We start from the raw sequence: 21,151 nt of genomic DNA, 5'->3' as shown, positions 1-21,151 counted from the left end.
CATATTATTATATTTATAATACTTATATATATATTATTGATTAATATTTTTTGATTTAAAAAAGTAATTATTATTACATATAAAATATAATAATAATTACTTTTTAAAAATATTAATCAATCTTATGGTGTTTATTTAAAGCTATTAAAAAATTTGGTATAATTATACTAAGTAATATAATTCTGATAATTTTTATTACTTAATAAAGGGAGGTAAAAAAGGTGAAAAAAAGAAAAGGAAGTTGGAAGTTACAGTATTTCTATTTTATTGGCGCAGTCTGTTTATTATTATTAGGATGGACTCCAAAGACTGTACATGCTGGTGTGGTTGATCCAAATCTTGGAGAGATATCCTTTGAACAGCCAAATGGTGTAACATTTAAAGGGGAGCTAAGAGGAAATGAGTTTTTGCACTATGTTATTGCGAGTCAAACATCTGAAGTTTTGATTCAAGAAAGTGATAGCTATTGGTACTACGCAAAAAAGAATGAAACTGATACAGCTTTAGAATCTACTGGAAAAAAATATCAAATTGATCAAAAACCGAAAGGAACGTTGAAAGAAAAGGATGTCCATTCCTTAACTATTCAACCGAATGAACACGATCACCAAAGCAGAATGAAATCAGAGCAAGGTTCTCTTGAGAGAGATCAAAATATTTTAGTTGTTATGGTTGAATTTAGCAATCGAAAGTTACTTGCATCGGATACTGAACCAGTAAGTATTCCTGAATGGCGGAACAAATTTTTTGGAGAAAATCCAGACGATAAAACACTAAAAACCTATTATAAAGAGGCCACACAAGATAGAATCAATATTTTGCCTGCTCAAACAAGTCAGTTTAAAGAGGAAACAGGGATCGTAAAAGTATCTTTAGAGGAAGAACATCCGAGTACAAACTATCAAATTAAATTTCCTGATCCTTCTTACATGGAGAAAGCACTCCAAAAAGCGGAAGACTATATTGATTTATCAGTATATGATAAAGATCATAATGGTCAAATAACAAGTAATGAGCTTCACGTGCTCTTTGTTTTTGCTGGATTTGAAATAACGCATGCAAATGCAAAGGACAAATCTATTTGGGCGCACAAAAGTTTTGAAGTTATAGCATCTAAAAAAGGGTTAGTTTTTTCAGAGGGGTATATGGCTACAGGAGAACTCATACATGTAGAACGAAAGCCTGACACAACTGGTGAAAGTGGAACTGTTGGGGGAACGTATCTAAAAGCGACACCTACTACAATTGGTTTATTTGCACATGAATTTGGTCATTCATTAGGTTTGCCTGATTTGTATGGATCTAGTAATTCTATTCAAGGATATGGAATTGGTTATCATAGTACGATGTCTTCAGGTTATTGGGGGAAAGTAGGAGAGCATGGCAGTAAGAATCCTAGAGATTTTCCTGGTGCGACACCAGCCCATTTTGATGCTTATTCTAAAATGAAATTGGGATTGGCAACAGAAACGATTACAGAAGAAAAAGAGATTCTTATGAAATCAGGCGATCAGGCAGATTCCAAGATATATAAACTACCTGTATATAAAGAGGGAGAAAATACACCATCAGAAAAACACTATTATTTAATCGAAAATAGAAAAATATACGGATTTGATGAAGGGCGTAAAGACGAGAACAGTAGTGAAGGAATTTCTATTTATGCTGTTAATGAAGAATACAGAGACAACCTTAATATTTTAGAGTATGGAAAACAAATTGTTACGTTAAAAGAGGCAAATGAAGGAATAAAAGGCTATCCACCATTAAGCAAAGAACCAGGAAGTGGTAAAGATAGCTATTTCAAAAAGGGATTAAATGAACTCTTTGATTTTGACACGTGTCCGTCAAATATCATAGTTAAAGGGGAACAGCCTAAATTTGCTGTACAAGTAAATGATGCACCTGGTGATACGATAAAGGTAAAATTTGGTAAACCTTCTGTTCTAAAAGGAGTATTTGGAACGAGCCAGTGGACTTTTGATGAGAAAACCCGTAAATTGACATTTACTGAAGGAACTTTTCCAAGTACGAATGTAGAGAGTACAATAAAGACAGAGATAGAAAGTAAGTTTTCTGGGATGGAAATCAAAAAAATTGAGTTTAGTCAATCAGTTAAGGCACCAAACAATATGAGTTATCTCTTTTCAAATCTATCAGAGTTAACGGAAATTGAAGGATTAGACAAGTTAGATGTATCAGAGGTTACGGATATGGGGTATGTATTTTATAAAACACCTAAACTTAATCAAATGGACGTTTCAAACTGGAATACAGTAAATGTTACATCAATGAGTAATATGTTTGCACATACCCCAAAAGTTACTCAAATAGATGTAGCCAAGTGGAATATAAAAAAGCTAACAAATCTAAACGGAACTTTTGCACATAGTGGTGTTCAGACATTGGATTTATCTAACTGGGATACTACAAAAGGTATCCAGATGAAGGGAATGTTTGAAGCTTCGACATCTTTAGACACACTTGTTTTAGGTGCGAAAACAATAGTAAGTGAGAATGATGAAGCAGGTCTTTCGGATAATAAAAAGTTTCCATATACAGGATTTTGGGTAGGACCAAATGGTGAAAACAACCCTACTAGTATAAAATCTACTTCGGATTTTTTACCTGATTATGATGGTACACAACCAGGAACATATACGAGAGAAAAAAATACTAAAAGATTTGGTGATATTGCTTGGGAATGGGAAGAAGCAACACAAACAGTTATTTTTAAAGGTGGAGCTAGTGATACTTACAATAAACTTCCTGACACAACTTCTTGGAGTGACGCTATAGAAGGGAAAATAGAAAAAAATCTATCTGGGAAAAAAATCAAAAAAATTGTGTTTACTCAACCTATTAAAGCCTCAAAATCTATGAATCTAATGTTTTCCTGGTTATTAGAGTTGACAGAAATTGAAGGACTAAATAAAATAGACACAACTTCTGTAGAAACGATGAGTAGCATGTTTTTTGAAACATATCAACTTAAATATTTAGATGTATCTGAGTGGGATGTAAGAAAAGCAAAAAATCTAGGCGGTGTTTTTTCATATAGTGGGATTGAAACATTGAATTTATCTAATTGGGAAACTCCAAGAGATGCAAGTTTGGAAATGATGTTTTATGATTCAAATTCGTTAGACACCCTAATATTAGGGCCAAAAACAAGATTGAAATATAAAAAAGGAGTAGATCTTGTAGACAAAAAAGAACACCCTTATACAGGACGTTGGGTAGGACCAGATGGAGAAAAAAATCCAACTGTAGTCTATGGATCAAGTTCAGAGTTTGTCAATAACTATGATGGAACTAAACCAGGAACTTATACAAGAGAACAAGAGACTAAAAAATTTGGTAATGTATTCTGGGTATGGAATGGAGCAACTCAAACAATTACTTTTCGAGGCGGAACAAGTTCAACTAATAATTTTCTCCCTTCCACTAGTTCAAGCAAAAAAATACAGACAGAGATAGAGAGTACTTTATCGGGAAAGAAGATTAAAAAGATTGTATTTACTCAACCTGTCAGGGCTTCAGGAAGTTTAGACTATTTATTTTCTGATTTATCTGAACTAGAAGAAATTGAAGGATTAGAGAAAGTAGATGTGAGCGACACAACTAGTATGCAAGGAACCTTTAGTAATAGTTCTCAGCTGACTAAATTTAATGTCAAGAACTGGAATACAAGTGATGTAACGAACTTTAGAGCTATTTTTAACGGACTAACCAAAGTAGAGACTTTGGATATATCTGGTTGGAATACGAGAAAAATGAGTGATTCGTATTATATGTTTGGTTATATGACTGCACTAGAAACAATCATCTTAGGACCAGATAGTGTATTCAATCAAAGGACAGGGTATTTAGCAATGCCTACAAAAAAAGAGGAACCATATACAGGTTATTGGCATTGCCCAAATGAAACAGAGCCCCCCTTTGAAATGACAGATCTAACGAACTATGATGGAAGTCACCCCGGAGCGTATACACGTGAAAAAACATTTACGAAGTTTTCTGGCATCCAGTGGGAGTGGAAAGAAGATACACAAACCCTGATCTTTAAAGATGGGAAAAAATTAGGCTCTACGAAGAAATTGAATATTAAAACAAACATCGAATCGAAATTAGAAGGGAAAAAAATCAAGAAGATTCAGTTTACGAAGCCAATAAAAGCAAATGAAAATTTAAGTTATTTATTCTCCGATTTATCCGAATTAGAAGGAATTGAAGGATTAGAAAAAATAGATACAAGTGATGTAACGAACTTTAGAGATACTTTTAACGGACTAACCAAAGTAGAGACTTTGGATATATCTGGTTGGAATACGAGAAAAATGAGTGATTCGTATTATATGTTTGGTTATATGACTGCACTAGAAACAATCATCTTAGGACCAGATAGTGTATTCAATCAAAGGACAGGGTATTTAGCAATGCCTACAAAAAAAGAGGAACCATATACAGGTTATTGGCATTGCCCAAATGAAACAGAGCCCCCCTTTGAAATGACAGATCTAACGAACTATGATGGAAGTCACCCCGGAGCGTATACACGTGAAAAAACATTTACGAAGTTTTCTGGCATCCAGTGGGAGTGGAAAGAAGATACACAAACCCTGATCTTTAAAGATGGGAAAAAATTAGGCTCTACGAAGAAATTGAATATTAAAACAAACATCGAATCGAAATTAGAAGGGAAAAAAATCAAGAAGATTCAGTTTACGAAGCCAATAAAAGCAAATGAAAATTTAAGTTATTTATTCTCCGATTTATCCGAATTAGAAGGAATTGAAGGATTAGAAAAAATAGATACAAGTGATGTAACGAACTTTAGAGATACTTTTAACGGACTAACCAAAGTAGAGACTTTGGATATATCTGGTTGGAATACGAGAAAAATGAGTGATTCGTATTATATGTTTGGTTATATGACTGCACTAGAAACAATCATCTTAGGACCAGATAGTGTATTCAATCAAAGGACAGGGTATTTAGCAATGCCTACAAAAAAAGAGGAACCATATACAGGTTATTGGCATTGCCCAAATGAAACAGAGCCCCCCTTTGAAATGACAGATCTAACGAACTATGATGGAAGTCACCCCGGAGCGTATACACGTGAAAAAACATTTACGAAGTTTTCTGGCATCCAGTGGGAGTGGAAAGAAGATACACAAACCCTGATCTTTAAAGATGGGAAAAAATTAGGCTCTACGAAGAAATTGAATATTAAAACAAACATCGAATCGAAATTAGAAGGGAAAAAAATCAAGAAGATTCAGTTTACGAAGCCAATAAAAGCAAATGAAAATTTAAGTTATTTATTCTCCGATTTATCCGAATTAGAAGGAATTGAAGGATTAGAAAAAATAGATACAAGTGATGTAACGAACTTTAGAGATACTTTTAACGGACTAACCAAAGTAGAGACTTTGGATATATCTGGTTGGAATACGAGAAAAATGAGTGATTCGTATTATATGTTTGGTTATATGACTGCACTAGAAACAATCATCTTAGGACCAGATAGTGTATTCAATCAAAGGACAGGGTATTTAGCAATGCCTACAAAAAAAGAGGAACCATATACAGGTTATTGGCATTGCCCAAATGAAACAGAGCCCCCCTTTGAAATGACAGATCTAACGAACTATGATGGAAGTCACCCCGGAGCGTATACACGTGAAAAAACATTTACGAAGTTTTCTGGCATCCAGTGGGAGTGGAAAGAAGATACACAAACCCTGATCTTTAAAGATGGGAAAAAATTAGGCTCTACGAAGAAATTGAATATTAAAACAAACATCGAATCGAAATTAGAAGGGAAAAAAATCAAGAAGATTCAGTTTACGAAGCCAATAAAAGCAAATGAAAATTTAAGTTATTTATTCTCCGATTTATCCGAATTAGAAGGAATTGAAGGATTAGAAAAAATAGATACAAGTGATGTAACGAACTTTAGAGATACTTTTAACGGACTAACCAAAGTAGAGACTTTGGATATATCTGGTTGGAATACGAGAAAAATGAGTGATTCGTATTATATGTTTGGTTATATGACTGCACTAGAAACAATCATCTTAGGACCAGATAGTGTATTCAATCAAAGGACAGGGTATTTAGCAATGCCTACAAAAAAAGAGGAACCATATACAGGTTATTGGCATTGCCCAAATGAAACAGAGCCCCCCTTTGAAATGACAGATCTAACGAACTATGATGGAAGTCACCCCGGAGCGTATACACGTGAAAAAACATTTACGAAGTTTTCTGGCATCCAGTGGGAGTGGAAAGAAGATACACAAACCCTGATCTTTAAAGATGGGAAAAAATTAGGCTCTACGAAGAAATTGAATATTAAAACAAACATCGAATCGAAATTAGAAGGGAAAAAAATCAAGAAGATTCAGTTTACGAAGCCAATAAAAGCAAATGAAAATTTAAGTTATTTATTCTCCGATTTATCCGAATTAGAAGGAATTGAAGGATTAGAAAAAATAGATACAAGTGATGTAACGAACTTTAGAGATACTTTTAACGGACTAACCAAAGTAGAGACTTTGGATATATCTGGTTGGAATACGAGAAAAATGAGTGATTCGTATTATATGTTTGGTTATATGACTGCACTAGAAACAATCATCTTAGGACCAGATAGTGTATTCAATCAAAGGACAGGGTATTTAGCAATGCCTACAAAAAAAGAGGAACCATATACAGGTTATTGGCATTGCCCAAATGAAACAGAGCCCCCCTTTGAAATGACAGATCTAACGAACTATGATGGAAGTCACCCCGGAGCGTATACACGTGAAAAAACATTTACGAAGTTTTCTGGCATCCAGTGGGAGTGGAAAGAAGATACACAAACCCTGATCTTTAAAGATGGGAAAAAATTAGGCTCTACGAAGAAATTGAATATTAAAACAAACATCGAATCGAAATTAGAAGGGAAAAAAATCAAGAAGATTCAGTTTACGAAGCCAATAAAAGCAAATGAAAATTTAAGTTATTTATTCTCCGATTTATCCGAATTAGAAGGAATTGAAGGATTAGAAAAAATAGATACAAGTGATGTAACGAACTTTAGAGATACTTTTAACGGACTAACCAAAGTAGAGACTTTGGATATATCTGGTTGGAATACGAGAAAAATGAGTGATTCGTATTATATGTTTGGTTATATGACTGCACTAGAAACAATCATCTTAGGACCAGATAGTGTATTCAATCAAAGGACAGGGTATTTAGCAATGCCTACAAAAAAAGAGGAACCATATACAGGTTATTGGCATTGCCCAAATGAAACAGAGCCCCCCTTTGAAATGACAGATCTAACGAACTATGATGGAAGTCACCCCGGAGCGTATACACGTGAAAAAACATTTACGAAGTTTTCTGGCATCCAGTGGGAGTGGAAAGAAGATACACAAACCCTGATCTTTAAAGATGGGAAAAAATTAGGCTCTACGAAGAAATTGAATATTAAAACAAACATCGAATCGAAATTAGAAGGGAAAAAAATCAAGAAGATTCAGTTTACGAAGCCAATAAAAGCAAATGAAAATTTAAGTTATTTATTCTCCGATTTATCCGAATTAGAAGGAATTGAAGGATTAGAAAAAATAGATACAAGTGATGTAACGAACTTTAGAGATACTTTTAACGGACTAACCAAAGTAGAGACTTTGGATATATCTGGTTGGAATACGAGAAAAATGAGTGATTCGTATTATATGTTTGGTTATATGACTGCACTAGAAACAATCATCTTAGGACCAGATAGTGTATTCAATCAAAGGACAGGGTATTTAGCAATGCCTACAAAAAAAGAGGAACCATATACAGGTTATTGGCATTGCCCAAATGAAACAGAGCCCCCCTTTGAAATGACAGATCTAACGAACTATGATGGAAGTCACCCCGGAGCGTATACACGTGAAAAAACATTTACGAAGTTTTCTGGCATCCAGTGGGAGTGGAAAGAAGATACACAAACCCTGATCTTTAAAGATGGGAAAAAATTAGGCTCTACGAAGAAATTGAATATTAAAACAAACATCGAATCGAAATTAGAAGGGAAAAAAATCAAGAAGATTCAGTTTACGAAGCCAATAAAAGCAAATGAAAATTTAAGTTATTTATTCTCCGATTTATCCGAATTAGAAGGAATTGAAGGATTAGAAAAAATAGATACAAGTGATGTAACGAACTTTAGAGATACTTTTAACGGACTAACCAAAGTAGAGACTTTGGATATATCTGGTTGGAATACGAGAAAAATGAGTGATTCGTATTATATGTTTGGTTATATGACTGCACTAGAAACAATCATCTTAGGACCAGATAGTGTATTCAATCAAAGGACAGGGTATTTAGCAATGCCTACAAAAAAAGAGGAACCATATACAGGTTATTGGCATTGCCCAAATGAAACAGGGCCCCCCTTTGAAATGACAGATCTAACGAACTATGATGGAAGTCACCCTGGAGCGTATACACGTGAAAAAACATTTACGAAGTTTTCTGGCATCCAGTGGGAGTGGAAAGAAGATACACAAACCCTGATCTTTAAAGATGGGAAAAAATTAGGCTCTACGGAGAAATTAAATATTAAAACAAACATCGAACCAAAATTAGAAGGGAAAAAAATCAAGAAGATTCAGTTTACGAAGCCAATAAAAGCAAATGAAAATTTAAGTTATTTATTCTCCGATTTATCCGAATTAGAAGGAATTGAAGGATTAGAAAAAATAGATACAAGTGATGTAACGAACTTTAGAGATACTTTTAACGGACTAACCAAAGTAGAGACTTTGGATATATCTGGTTGGAATACGAGAAAAATGAGTGATTCGTATTATATGTTTGGTTATATGACTGCACTAGAAACAATCATCTTAGGACCAGATAGTGTATTCAATCAAAGGACAGGGTATTTAGCAATGCCTACAAAAAAAGAGGAACCATATACAGGTTATTGGCATTGCCCAAATGAAACAGGGCCCCCCTTTGAAATGACAGATCTAACGAACTATGATGGAAGTCACCCCGGAGCGTATACACGTGAAAAAAAATAAACTTAATTTTTTAACAAAGAAGTAAGAAGATCAGTTTCTAAAAATAACAAATTCAAGTGATTTAAGAGAGCAGATCAAAATTTTTTCTAATTTGGCTCTTTGTCAACGAATGTTGGTGAAGAAAATCCAAAGAATTAAATCGTTTATTATAAGTCTTAGAGGTCTTTTCCTCTAGGACTTTTTATTTGGTTGAAAAAGAACAGTGCCAAAGCATAAAGTAATTCTCAATTTAAAATTATAGAAGTTACGGAAGCCATAGGCATTTCTTTTCAATACGTTTATATGATTATTCAAGCACTCTAACGGTCCGTTGGAATAAGGTAAATCCAACGCGTTTTTAATGCCCGTTTGACCTTTTTTAAAGGTATTAATTGTCGTTTGATAATAGGCTGGAAGCTTAGAATAATCTTGTTTTAAAAGCACGTGAAATCTTGTGTAGTCTCTGGTCTGTATGGCATAGAGAAAATCCTGATAACAGGTATAGCCAGCTTTTAATTCTTTATCATAGGCAAGTAACCGATCTACGAGTTCTGTTTCTATTAAATAAGCACGAAAAGAAGGACGCCATTGGCATTTTTCAAAATTGAGTGTTGATTGATTCTTTTGGAGAAGTTTCCAATAGTTCTTCAAGTGACGATATTTTTTTGCCTCTTCCGTTCCCTGGTGAAGAAATGTATTCATTCGTTGAATGCGGTGTTTTAAGAATGTTCGCCCAATGTGTTGAACAATATGAAAGCGGTCAAGAATAATCTGAGCCTCGGGAAATAGTTTCTTAACTAAAGAAAAATAAGGCGCATACATATCGCAAACAATGTATTTTACACCTTCACGAACTGCCAAAGGAAATCGTGAGAAATAGCGTTCTAAAAAAGGAAGTTGCCGATTTTCAACGACATCAATTAACTGTCTTGTTTGCCCGTCCATTAGGATAAAGCTCATAGAAGCAGCGACTTGTTTCACTGATTTGAATTCATCAAAACAAAGGACTTCCGGCAAGGTGAGCCGATTGATTTTTTTGGGTTCATAAAACTGTTTCAATACGCGATAAACAGAAGAAACAGAGACTTTCTTTTGACGGGCAATTTCACTCATAGACGTGGTTTTTCTTAAACGATCGGCAATAGAAAGCTTCACTTTCCTTGAGATCGAACAACACTTTTCAATCAGACTTGTTTCAGCGACAAAGGTTTTAGTACAAGAATGGCAGAAAAAACGGCGTTTCTTCAAGCGTAAATATGTTTGATACTCAGAGACATCATTCAGTAAAATCAGACAGGTTGTAAAGCTCCAGCGAATAATCGATCCGTCTTCATTGCCACCACAATGAGGACAAGAGTGGGCTAAATAATCCAATGTACCAGAAAATACGTGGCAGATCTGTCTTTTGATGCGTTCTTTGTTTAAAGAGTTTTCATTAAAAGTAATGTTTACGTCTAGAATATCTAATGTATTTTTGATAAGATTTGTATAGGACATCTTGATTTCCCCTTTTGAATGGTTTTAGACGACTTAATTCTAAAGGATATCAGGGTGTCTTTTCTACTATTTTGCATTAAAAAAGATGCCGGTGATTTTTCACCAACATCAGAAAGTATAGAGCCTTTTTCTATTGAATTGGTATTCTAATAGAAAATGTTGTTCCGTTTTTTTTGTCACTATGAACATCTAAACCAAAATGATGCCGTTCAGCGATTTCTTTAGCAATTGCTAATCCTAATCCAGTACCATCCGTTTGTTTTTTTGAACGAGCTTGATGGAAACGTTGGAAGATTTCTTTTTGTTCTTTTAAAGAAATATAAGAACCAGGATTATGAATACTAATGATCATGTTGTCTGTTTCTACTTTAGACTGAACGGAGATAGTGGCTTGTTTTGGCGAAAATTTGAGTGCATTTTCAATCAAAATAACAAAAAGTTGGCGAATCCTGCCATAATCTCCGTTGACAATAATCGGTTGCTCTACTGAATTGTCCAATAGTAATTGCTGCTCTTTTTCTGCTGATTTTAAACGGAGACTTCTTAAACTATCTGATAAAATATCATTGATCGAAACAGATTCCATTGTAATGGTAAACTCGGGATTTTCTAGTCTGGAAAGCTCCAGCAAATCATTGATTAACCGTTCTAAAACAATGGATTCAGCTAACAATTGTTGATGATATTGCTCGATTTTTTCCGGCTGATCGATCAAGCCGTCATTTAATGATTCAAGTGAACCTCGAATTACTGTTACAGGTGTTCGTAATTCATGAGAAATTGTGGATAGAAAATTCTTTTGAGCTTGTTCACGATTTTCCCGCTGAAACTTTGCTTCGGCAAGTCGGTTTTTTAAAATCGTTAGCGTTTTTCCTAGTTGTCCTATTTCATCATTAGCAGAAATATTTAATGATTCGTCATAATTTTCAATAACAAGTTCTTCAGTAAAGTAACTCATTTTATTGATTGGCGCTATGAATTTTTTTGATAAAAAAATGGATAATAAAAGTCCAATGATCCAAGCAATCACAATACTGATGAACAGCAATAAGAACCCTTGTTTTTCCTCTTTACGAACACTGGAAACAGCAGAATGAAGTAAAACAACAGCTAGAACATCGCCACTGTTATTTTTAATTGGTGCGCCTACAGTAACGGTTGGTTCTCCAATAAAATTGCTGAATGCATCGCTAGTGGAAGTTTTACCAGTATAGACTTTCTTGATTACATTCCGAGCATTATCGGGTAATTCACCGTACTCTTTGCTATGCATACCATGACCTACAATGATTGTATCAGCATTTTCATCGACAATCCAAATATCATCCATTGCGAATTGATCCATAAATTTAAGAAACGAAGAATACCCCATCCCCATTTTCATTGAGGCGCTAGAGCCCGTCATATCGTGCATAGAAGAGCGATTATTATTCGTTGTTTCTTCTTCAGTAAAATAATCATTTAACGTTTCCGCGATAACCGTCGCACGTCGGGTCATTTCTTCAGTATGGATAGTAACTGTTTGTTTGGAAAATAATGTGCTGAATGCCACACCGATCACCAATGAAAAAAGGAACAATGTAAGTGAAAAGTAAAGGATAAGTTTTCTAGTTAGTTTATTTTTCATTTTTCCCCTCAAATTTATACCCTTGACCCCAAACCGTAGCAATTTCCCAGTTTGGATGAGTGACTTCGTCTAATTTTGCCCGTAAACGTTTAATGTGGGTGTCTACAGTTCTTGCGTCACCAAAATAATTAATGCCCCATAGACTGTCTAACAAGTTATCTCTTGAAAATACTTTTTCACGGTTTGCTAAGAGTAACCATAGCAGTTCTAATTCTCTTTTAGTTAATTGGATTTCTTGTTGTGTGATGGTGACTTTTTTTTCTTCTAAGTAGACGACTAAATTATCATAGGCCAGTTGCTCCATCGTAAGTTGGTTTTCTTCTGTCCGTTCAATTCTTCTTAGAATCGCTCGAATTCGTGCCATGACTTCACTTGGGGAAAATGGTTTAACAATATAATCATCTGCCCCAATATCTAAGCCCATGATTCGATGATAGTCTTCCCCTTTAGCTGTGACCATGATAATCGGGATATTCGAAGTTTTCCGTATCTTTTTGCAAACATCGAATCCATCAAGTTTTGGAAGCATGACATCTAATAAAATCAACTCAATAGAATGACTAAAAAAAGCATCAAGGGCTGCTTGACCATCGGAAGCCACGATCGGTGAAAAACCTTCTTTTATAACATATTCTTTTAAGACTTCTGTAATTTGCAAATGATCATCAACAATCAAAATATTTTTCATGAAATATCCTCCTAGTTCCTCCTTTTATTATAGTCAATAATTGTTTATTTGGGGAATTTATTTTTGACACATATTTGACACAATTATTGATTAAACTAAAGGAAAGGTAGCTAGTTACAGAGCAGACACTATTACATCAATTCCTAAACGTTAAAGCTCTTGGGCGTACGTGATGCAAAGAGCTTGCTACGCTTTTAAAATTATAAGAGGAGGAATCAAGAAATGAAGAAGAAAATGATTAAGGGGTTATTTGTCGGATTATTCGTCGGAGCATTAGGGTTTGGTATCGTCAGTGAAGCCGGTAGTCCAGAAAGTCATTCTATGAAGACGTATAAAATAGGGCGACATCGAAAATTTAGTGAGGATAAACGGACTAGTTTAGAGCTTCAAAAAAAATGGGAAGAAACAAATGACTACTCTCATGATAGAAGAGAAAATGCTCGTAGAAATCATATAGAAAATAGTAACCAAAGACATCATAGCAGAATGACTAATTCTTGTTGGTAAAATAGTAAAAAAGCCGAATAAAAAAATGTTCCCCCATCGGAAAGATGGAAGGAACACAAATCAAATTACACACAATTGCAAAGTACCATAATTGCTCGTCATTCTAAAAAAATTGGGTTTTGTCAGCGAATCGTCAAGAAACTCATAAAAATGATTAAAAAATCATTGCTTATATTATACGAGTAATGATTTTTTAGTGAGGCGTTTTTATAAAACTCTTACAGCAAAATCGGGAGCATAAGAAGCGACTGTTGCGACCTGTACAACATCACCAGGTACGGGTGCATGTATATATGAACCGTCACCAGTTGAGATTCCTACATGATAAGTTCCACCATGACTTCCCCAAAAAACTAAATCCCCTGCTTGAGCTTCCGCTACCGAAATTGTATTACCAGCTGTTTCTTGGTCAACGGTTGTCCGACCTAAGGACTGTCCAGCAGAAGCAAAAGCGACTTGGACTAAACCAGAGCAATCAAAAGCATCAGGGCCTGCAGCACCATACACGTATGGTTTGCCTAAATGAGTTTTTGCAGCAGCGATAATGGCTGAACGTGTATCTGTTTGTTTTGCTTGCTCCGTTTTTTGTTTGTTTACTTGAACGATTTTATCTGATAATTGAGTCTCTTGTTTCATTGCCTCCGACTCTTGTTTTAAAATGGTTTCGACTTCCCATTTTAACGAAGCATGCTGTTTTTTTAACTCCGCTAATTGATCTTTTTTATCAGGTATTGAATCTTTTTTGACAGTTAGTGATGAGAAATGAGTCTTAAGTGCTGGAGGATGCTCAGTATCTAATTCTGATCCTTCCAAAATAGATCCAATAGTTTCGATTTTCTCTACTTGCTCAAGATCGATTTGAATGGTTTGAATATTTTTTTTTATGATAGAAATTTGATTGTTTTTTTCTAGTTTTTGTTTTGAAATTAGTTGTTTTGCTTCTTTTAATTGTGACAATTTTTGTGAAGATTCCGTAATGATTTTCTCTTGATTGGTTATTTCTGTAGATGTTGCAAAGGCGTAGTCACTTAACAATAAACCAGCTGAAAACATGAAACAGCTGAGAAATAATTTAGTGATAAATTTATTTTTTTTCAAAAAGATGCTCCTTATGTATTTAAATTTTTCTGTTAATTTAATAATATTACTTAAAATTTCAAGGCTAGTTAATATTTAAACACAGCGAGAGTAGAAAGTCTGTAAAAGGTAGGTTAAATGTTTGTTTCTTGATTTACAAAAAAGGTTCTTTTATTTCAAACTAATGGTTAGTTGTAATATAAGTGTGATTAGGTTTCGATAACGATTGTTTTTGAAATTTGAGATCACTAAGATTCATTTTTTTCGAAAACTATCTTTTTTTTCAATTTTGATTTAGAATAGTTCATACAGTAAAGAGTATAATTATATGTAAAAATGGAGGGTAGGACAATGAAAAAAGAAAAAGTATTTGAGATCACTCATCAGTCGATTTTAGAAATTGCTAAAGAGCTTTTTTTGACTAACGGGTATAAAAATACTTCTACTCGTGACATTGCAAAAGCTGTAAATATCACGCAACCAGCCTTGTACTATCATTTTTCCAATAAAGAAGTTTTATTTATTGAAATCAATAAACAGATTGGTAGTCAACTGAAAGATGAGCTAGAACAAATAAAAGACGAACCTGATCCACTTGAAAAACAATTAATCAAATGTACTAATGCATTGTTGAATGTTTACCATAGAGATATTTTTTCTTTTATCCACCAAAGTGCTTCTGAAATGGAGCCGGAAAACAAACAACAATTGTTTCATATACTGAATGACTATTATTTGAATCCGTTACAAGCTATTTTTGAATCAAGTCAAACGCCTTTAAGCAGTAAAATATCATCAAAAAAAGCTGCTCAGTTTTACCTTATGAGTTTGTCGTTACTATTTTCTACAGTTCATCAACTTTCTACGGAAAAAGAACGTTCGCAACAGATCGCTGAACTGATGGACATGATTTTACATGGTATTGTTTCTTAAAGAATTGAACAACATTTTTTATCAAGTGATAAAAAAATGTTGTTCAATTCTTTTTTTCGTGGTAAAATTTTTATCAAGTGATAAAAATGTATTTTTTTAAGTATTTTTTTATCAATTGATAAAAAAGAGGTGGAATCAATGTTTTTAGGTATAGAAGAGATGAAGTATTTTAAGCTTAGGTACACGTTAGTCATAGGTGTTATTGTGTTGGTTGCTTATGTGGCTTTTATGCTATCTGGTTTAGCGAATGGGCTTGCCCAAGGTGTGCGACAAGGTGTTGATCAGTGGGACGCAACGAGTATTATTTTATCTGCGGATGCGAATAAGAGTTTGAATGCTTCAAGTTTGGTTATGGATGATTTAAATCAAGTAAAAGCAAGAGAAAAAGAACCGATTGGACAATATGCTGGCGCATTAAACAAAGTCGGTCAAAACAAAGATAAAGACAAAATCAATATTTCTCTTTTTGGTGTGACTGAAAATAGTTCGATCAAACCTAAATTAATTGAAGGACGGTATTTTAGACAGTCGGGCGAAATTATCATTCCGCAAAACTTAGTTGATAAAGGCATCAAACTGGGAGATACTGTGAAAATTGGAAAACTGGATAAAGAACTGAAAGTGGTTGGAATCACAAAACAAAATAGCTTTAGCATTGTACCATTGATTTATACATCAATGGATCAATGGCAAGAGCTTAAATTTGGCAAAACAGTTGAAGGCGCTAAAGCGCCAATCAATGGTATTGTTGTCCGTGCTACTAAAACAAGTGACATCCAGTTGAAAGAGACAGATGATCATTTGGCAAACTATGAAATTGAAACATTTATCGAAAAATTACCAGGTTACAGCGAACAAAATTTCACACTGAATGCGATGATCTATTTCTTGTTTGTGATTACGGCTGCCATCATTGGGATTTTTATCTATGTGATGACCTTGCAAAAAACAAGTTTGTTCGGCGTAATGAAAGCACAAGGGATCTCTAATGGGTATATTATTAAATCGATCATTGCTCAAACATTCATTTTAGGCGTGATCGGCGTTTTGATCGGTGTGGTCTTGACCTTGTTGACAAATCTCGTTTTACCATCTGCTATGCCATTTGAATTGGATAGTATGAATCTAGGGATCTATAGTATTGTGTTGATCTTCGTTGCTGTATTGGGCGGCGTATTTTCGATTCGCACAGTAACACACGTTGATCCAATGAAAGCGATAGGAGGGTAAAAAATGACGGATATTTTATTAATGGAGGACATCCGCAAAACCTTTGGTACAGGTCATGCAAAAGTTGAAGCACTAAAAGGAATCAACTTAACAATTAAAGCTGGAGAATTTGTGAGTATCATTGGACCTTCTGGCTCAGGAAAAAGTACATTTTTAACAATTGCAGGGGGGTTACAAACACCTACTTCTGGTACGATTAAGATTAACGGCAAAGATTTTACCCATTTAAATGAAAAGAAGCGTTCGAGGTTACGTTTTGAAGAAATTGGGTTTATTTTACAATCATCTAATTTGATTCCATTTTTAACTGTGGAAAATCAATTTATATTAGTCGATAAAATCGAAAAGAAAAAAACGGAAAAACAACGAATCGACGAATTATTATCTTCTTTAGATATCGCTGACTTACTCCAAAAATTCCCAAGAGATCTTTCTGGTGGAGAACGCCAGCGAGTGGCTATTGCTCGCGCGTTGTTCAATGAGCCAAGTTTGATTTTAGCGGATGAACCAACGGCTAGTTTGGATACAGAACATGCGTATGAAGTGGTAAAAATTTTAGCAAAAGAAGCACATGAAAAACAAAAAGCCACGATTATGGTTACTCATGATCCGAGAATGATCGAATGGAGCGATAATGTTTATCGTATTGAAGATGGTGAATTAAGAAAAGAATCGTAAATAATAAGAGAAAGAAATAAACAATAAAGTTTATTTTCTTTCTTTTTAATTTTAAGTATTATAAAAATCGATTTTAGGTTATGATAATAGTGGAGAACAGTAAATGGTTGAATATACATGTGATTGGTATAAGAAAACAAAATAGCAGAAAGTGGGGTAGTGCAATGGATAATAGAGTAGAGGTAATGACATTTTCCCAGTTAAAGAGGCTTGTGGAGGAACTTGAAACAAATACCGCAATCAATGATAATACAAAAGTATTTATTGATACTGGGTGGGATAGTGTCCAGGAAGTTGAACCAACTGCTTTTCATGTAGAAGAGGTTGTGGAATTTAAAGTCCAAGATGAGTTAACAAAAGATTTCTATGTTGGCTATACATTGGTAGAAAAAGCAGAACGGATGCAGGCCCAAGGTCAAGCTGAAATAGCTGTTATTATTAGAAATTTATATTAGAAGTTAGCTAATTTTTAAGTATATCTAGTTTCAAGTAAAGTTATTTCTTTTTTTAGGATACACACTATTTCTCTTTTGGTAGATGTTATATCATGAGAAATAATCATTAGGAAGGTGGTGTTTCTTTTGACAAATCAAATTCCATTTCCAAAGAACTATGAACGGTTTATTGAGCTGGGACAAGAAGCAATAAAAAAGGATAATTTGATTGAAGCAGTTGATTATTACGAACAAGCATATGCAATTCGACAAGATTTTGCGTTGAATTTAGTGTTGGTAAATATGTATTTAGAGCTAGGTGAAAATGAACAAGCATTATCATTAGCTTCAGAGATGAAAGAAAAATATTTTGCTTATTTGGATTATTTGGAGATTTATATCCAAATTTTGATCCAAAATCATATGTTTATTCAAGCTCATACTATTATTAACGAACGGATTTTGATGGAACAAAGCGGAGAAATGAGAAAATTGATTTCTTTAAAAAAGAAAATCCGTCACGTTGAACTAAGGTATCAGCAGGTTGAAGTTGGGAAAATTAAAGAAGTACAAGAAGAGCTGGATCATTTGCATGCCCATAATTACTATGAGCAGATGGCAATCGTGAAAAAAGCGGGACAACTGCCTCAAGATGAATTTATTGTGATTGGGAAAAAAATTTTACTAGATGTGCGAGTACATAATTTGGTTCGGTCGTGGATAATGGAAGAACTTGCAAACCTTCATGTTAAAGAAGAAATTGAATTTTTGTGGAGAGATAACAAAAAATATACTGTTGTTCCAGCGTCTGTCGGAACACCGTTGGATAGTGCGTCGTACCAGAGAATATTACTGTTTTTAGAAAAAGAATTGATCAACAATGATCCTATTTTACTGGTCGATATCATGGAAGAAATTCGTTTGCACTTTGCTTTACTCTATCCTTTGGCAGATGAAATTATTGAAGATCCTAGGTTGTGGGCGATAAGTTATGTTATTTCTTATAACCATCCAATTGTACAAAAATATCAAGTAGATGAAGAGCGTTTAGAAATCGAAAAAATCCAGATGATTCAAAGTCAGATTCGCTTTGAATTGGAAAAGATGATTTTATAGAAGTGAAAAGAGTAAAGGGCTGAATAGTGTAGTGCCCCCAAAAAGTTAGACTTTTTTCTAGTTTGGGACAATAGTCCTTCTTAAAAAGAAAACTAGTCTGATTTTGATGAGTAGTGTCAAAATCAGACTAGTTTTCTCTTTTTTACGTGCTTTCTTCTCCATATAGTTCCCTAATTTAGTGCCATGAGTGCCAAACCAATGTCAATCTTCGCTCCTTGTTTTCCGCGTAAATGGAAACGATTGTTGTTCCAATTGATCGAAAAGTTTTTTAAGGATCACTTCTATTAAGGCGTTGATCGCAAAGGCGATATCGGTTTTTGGGATATATTTTTCCATATCTAATGGTAAAGTTGTTTGATCTATGGTCTAATTTTTAAACATAAAGCACTTGCTTCCTTTCTGATTGGGTTTTGTCACTTTAGTCTTACAGGTTTGAGTGCTTTTTGTGTACCCTAAAATCAAAAAAAAGTGGAGCAATAATCAGATTTGCCTGATTATTGTCCCAAACTCCTTTTTCTTTTTTTAGCTTGATAATTTAATTTATTAGGAGAATATTGGAACTTATTTTTAAACATAAATCGTATCGGATATTTTATAATTCTATAACATCAGTATTAAAGTGTTTTAAAAAATTTTGAAGAGATGAAATATGCTTTTATATAGATATTAAGTCGGAAATGGATTTTGTTTATTTCGTAAAGAATTTAAATTTTAGATCGAATACTTCTTTTTTCTAATGGTGATATAAATTATACATTGACAAAAAATATCTTTTTGTTTATCTTTGTAAGTAAGAGGACATTGGAATTAGATAAGAATAAAAATGTTTAGATTTAGTTTTTCTATAAGGTATTAAGATACTTTTAGAAAATTATTGTTTATATTTTTTAGTGGAAAATAAAATAGGGGGAATAAAAATATTTTTTTGGGTATTGTGGATCGTAGGGCTATTAACTGCATGTGGACAGCTCTTTATGAAGGGGATTACAACTTTCTCTTTAGCTGAAATTTGTAATGTATTATTATTACATTAATTTGCTGTAACCTTTGGATTGGTGGGGGTTATTTGTTTAGTTGTAAATATTATTCGAGCAGATCAGACCGCTGAAATGCTTGGTTGGCCAGCGTGATTATTTCAAATTAAATACGGATTTTCTCAAATTGGCTCAGGTATTATGGGCATTATAGCAATTTGGTTTAAAGGGAATTTTTTGGGTAGGAACATTAGTTACCATGTATACTTATGGAATTAGGTCTATGGTCTCATTGTGTTGTTTATAAAGAGAAAAAAGAAGAAACGGGGAAAAGAGATATAGATAGTATTGCGACTATAATTATGGATGTTGCCTATCAGACATTTATTACAGTGTTATCAATTTTGGCTGAAGGTATCTGGAATTTTAACTAGTTTTAGAATAAAACAATAAGTTAATAAACAAGATATAGGAGAAGTGCGAAATGAAAAAATTTGAATTATCTGAAGTACAAAAAGGTATATATTTTGATTGTCAATTCTCTAATCTGGTAGATTACAATATCTCAGCACTATTTTCAATTCCTGATTTAGATTTAAAGACTATGCAAACGGCATTAGATATAGTCGTTGCTGAACAGGAAATTTTAAGAGCGAATCTAAGAGTAGATAGTGACAGAATATTTATTGAAATCAGTGAGATGAATAATGAGAAGAGTTGTCTATCAACGTATGAAGAAAGTATTTATTCTGAAGAGATCAAACTTCATGTGATTAAATTCACAAATGAACCCTTTAAATTACAAGATTCTCCTCTGTTTAGAGTTTCTATAATTAAAGGGATGGATGGTTATAGTTGTATTATTTGTGCACATCACATTATTTTAGATGGTATTTCTATGGGAATATTTCAGAAAAAATTGGTGAATTATTATCAAAATGTTTTAGATGGTACGGAAGTTACTTTTGACGTTGATCATGGGTATTCAGATTTTGTATTGAGTGAAAATAAATACCTAAAAAATGGAACATATAATAATCAGAAAAACTTTTGGTATGAAAAAAACAAAGGAATGACACCAGTTGATATGTTAGCAGATTTCATTCAAGTTAATCAGAAAAATGGAGAATCTAATGAGAAGGCTTTCGTTATCTCTGATAAACTATTTTATGCAATACAAGAGAAAAGCAAAGAGCTCGAAATTACAGTTTTCCAATTTTTCTTTGCTTGCTTTTATTTATTGATAATCCATACTATGGTAATGAAGACAGAGCAGGTTATAAAAAAATGTCCCGTACAGCTGACAAAGCTCGTATACTAGCTGA

The 21,151-nt window shown here is 33.8% G+C and carries 13 protein-coding genes and 1 pseudogene; 9 read left to right on the top strand and 5 right to left on the bottom strand.

Annotation, left to right across the window (positions count from 1 at the left end; all coding sequences use genetic code 11):
* Positions 1-221 precede the first annotated feature (221 nt).
* Entirely contained in the window at positions 222-9,086 is an 8,865-nt protein-coding gene (locus tag AC4BBR_RS12755; protein ID WP_490459900.1) for a BspA family leucine-rich repeat surface protein, read from the top strand.
* Positions 9,087-9,257: 171 nt separating this feature from the next.
* Here AC4BBR_RS12755 and AC4BBR_RS12750 read toward each other — a convergent pair whose 3' ends face one another.
* From AC4BBR_RS12750 to AC4BBR_RS12740, 3 genes are all read right to left on the bottom strand, one after another.
* Positions 9,258-10,562 (bottom strand): ISL3 family transposase, encoded by a 1,305-nt coding sequence (locus AC4BBR_RS12750; protein WP_490459899.1) that lies wholly within the window; start codon positions 10,560-10,562, stop codon positions 9,258-9,260.
* A gap of 130 nt (positions 10,563-10,692) precedes the next feature.
* Positions 10,693-12,189 carry a sensor histidine kinase gene (locus AC4BBR_RS12745; RefSeq protein WP_490459898.1) on the bottom strand — a complete coding sequence of 499 codons (1,497 nt, stop codon included), beginning with the start codon at positions 12,187-12,189 and terminating at the stop codon, positions 10,693-10,695.
* Complete coding sequence (locus tag AC4BBR_RS12740; RefSeq protein WP_490459897.1) at positions 12,179-12,877, bottom strand: response regulator transcription factor; 699 nt, start codon at positions 12,875-12,877, stop codon at positions 12,179-12,181. The genes AC4BBR_RS12745 and AC4BBR_RS12740 overlap by 11 nt, the downstream gene beginning before the upstream one ends.
* 222 nt (positions 12,878-13,099) lie before the next feature.
* On the opposite strand from AC4BBR_RS12740, the gene AC4BBR_RS12735 reads away from it, so the two are divergent.
* Positions 13,100-13,384, top strand: a complete 285-nt coding sequence (locus tag AC4BBR_RS12735; protein ID WP_490459896.1) for a hypothetical protein — start codon at positions 13,100-13,102, stop codon at positions 13,382-13,384.
* Positions 13,385-13,591: 207 nt separating this feature from the next.
* On the opposite strand, the gene AC4BBR_RS12730 is transcribed toward AC4BBR_RS12735, so the two are convergent.
* A complete protein-coding gene (locus AC4BBR_RS12730) occupies positions 13,592-14,482 on the bottom strand; it encodes a C40 family peptidase (protein WP_490459895.1) in 891 nt (296 codons plus the stop codon).
* A gap of 330 nt (positions 14,483-14,812) precedes the next feature.
* On the opposite strand from AC4BBR_RS12730, the gene AC4BBR_RS12725 reads away from it, so the two are divergent.
* The 5 genes from AC4BBR_RS12725 to AC4BBR_RS12705 all read left to right on the top strand — a co-directional run bounded on the left by AC4BBR_RS12725 (position 14,813) and on the right by AC4BBR_RS12705 (position 18,852).
* Positions 14,813-15,394 (top strand): TetR/AcrR family transcriptional regulator, encoded by a 582-nt coding sequence (locus tag AC4BBR_RS12725; RefSeq protein ID WP_490459894.1) that lies wholly within the window; start codon positions 14,813-14,815, stop codon positions 15,392-15,394.
* A gap of 138 nt (positions 15,395-15,532) precedes the next feature.
* Entirely contained in the window at positions 15,533-16,624 is a 1,092-nt protein-coding gene (locus AC4BBR_RS12720; protein ID WP_490459893.1) for an ABC transporter permease, read from the top strand.
* Positions 16,625-16,627: 3 nt separating this feature from the next.
* Positions 16,628-17,302 carry an ABC transporter ATP-binding protein gene (locus AC4BBR_RS12715; protein ID WP_490459892.1) on the top strand — a complete coding sequence of 225 codons (675 nt, stop codon included), beginning with the start codon at positions 16,628-16,630 and terminating at the stop codon, positions 17,300-17,302.
* A gap of 164 nt (positions 17,303-17,466) precedes the next feature.
* Positions 17,467-17,757, top strand: coding sequence for a hypothetical protein (locus tag AC4BBR_RS12710; RefSeq protein WP_490459891.1), 291 nt, complete (start codon positions 17,467-17,469; stop codon positions 17,755-17,757).
* A 117-nt stretch (positions 17,758-17,874) separates the two neighbouring features.
* Positions 17,875-18,852 (top strand): tetratricopeptide repeat protein, encoded by a 978-nt coding sequence (locus tag AC4BBR_RS12705; RefSeq protein ID WP_490459890.1) that lies wholly within the window; start codon positions 17,875-17,877, stop codon positions 18,850-18,852.
* Positions 18,853-18,909: 57 nt separating this feature from the next.
* On the opposite strand, the pseudogene AC4BBR_RS12700 reads toward AC4BBR_RS12705, so the two are convergent.
* Positions 18,910-19,094: pseudogene (locus tag AC4BBR_RS12700) on the bottom strand (IS5/IS1182 family transposase); the annotation flags it as partial.
* Positions 19,095-20,095: 1,001 nt separating this feature from the next.
* On the opposite strand from AC4BBR_RS12700, the gene AC4BBR_RS12695 reads away from it, so the two are divergent.
* Positions 20,096-20,260 carry a hypothetical protein gene (locus tag AC4BBR_RS12695; RefSeq protein ID WP_490459889.1) on the top strand — a complete coding sequence of 55 codons (165 nt, stop codon included), beginning with the start codon at positions 20,096-20,098 and terminating at the stop codon, positions 20,258-20,260.
* 50 nt (positions 20,261-20,310) lie between these two features.
* The gene (locus AC4BBR_RS12690; protein ID WP_490459888.1) at positions 20,311-21,147 is read left to right on the top strand and encodes a condensation domain-containing protein; all 837 of its coding nucleotides are present in this window, start codon (positions 20,311-20,313) and stop codon (positions 21,145-21,147) included.
* The last annotated feature ends 4 nt before the right edge of the window (positions 21,148-21,151 follow it).

It is taken from the genome of Enterococcus sp. AMC1251, assembly GCF_058216535.1.
The sequence above is the reverse complement of the archived record's forward strand: the minus strand, read 5'-3'. Positions and strand labels throughout refer to the sequence as shown.

Excerpts from the sequence above, each read along its gene's own strand:
- AC4BBR_RS12750 (WP_490459899.1), bottom strand. The coding sequence starts at position 10,562 with ATGTCCTATACAAATCTTATCAAAAATACATTAGATATTCTAGACGTA.
- AC4BBR_RS12745 (WP_490459898.1), bottom strand. The coding sequence starts at position 12,189 with ATGAAAAATAAACTAACTAGAAAACTTATCCTTTACTTTTCACTTACA.
- AC4BBR_RS12740 (WP_490459897.1), bottom strand. The coding sequence starts at position 12,877 with ATGAAAAATATTTTGATTGTTGATGATCATTTGCAAATTACAGAAGTC.
- AC4BBR_RS12735 (WP_490459896.1), top strand. The coding sequence starts at position 13,100 with ATGAAGAAGAAAATGATTAAGGGGTTATTTGTCGGATTATTCGTCGGA.
- AC4BBR_RS12725 (WP_490459894.1), top strand. The coding sequence starts at position 14,813 with ATGAAAAAAGAAAAAGTATTTGAGATCACTCATCAGTCGATTTTAGAA.
- AC4BBR_RS12720 (WP_490459893.1), top strand. The coding sequence starts at position 15,533 with ATGTTTTTAGGTATAGAAGAGATGAAGTATTTTAAGCTTAGGTACACG.
- AC4BBR_RS12715 (WP_490459892.1), top strand. The coding sequence starts at position 16,628 with ATGACGGATATTTTATTAATGGAGGACATCCGCAAAACCTTTGGTACA.
- AC4BBR_RS12710 (WP_490459891.1), top strand. The coding sequence starts at position 17,467 with ATGGATAATAGAGTAGAGGTAATGACATTTTCCCAGTTAAAGAGGCTT.
- AC4BBR_RS12695 (WP_490459889.1), top strand. The coding sequence starts at position 20,096 with ATGGAATTAGGTCTATGGTCTCATTGTGTTGTTTATAAAGAGAAAAAA.
- AC4BBR_RS12690 (WP_490459888.1), top strand. The coding sequence starts at position 20,311 with ATGAAAAAATTTGAATTATCTGAAGTACAAAAAGGTATATATTTTGAT.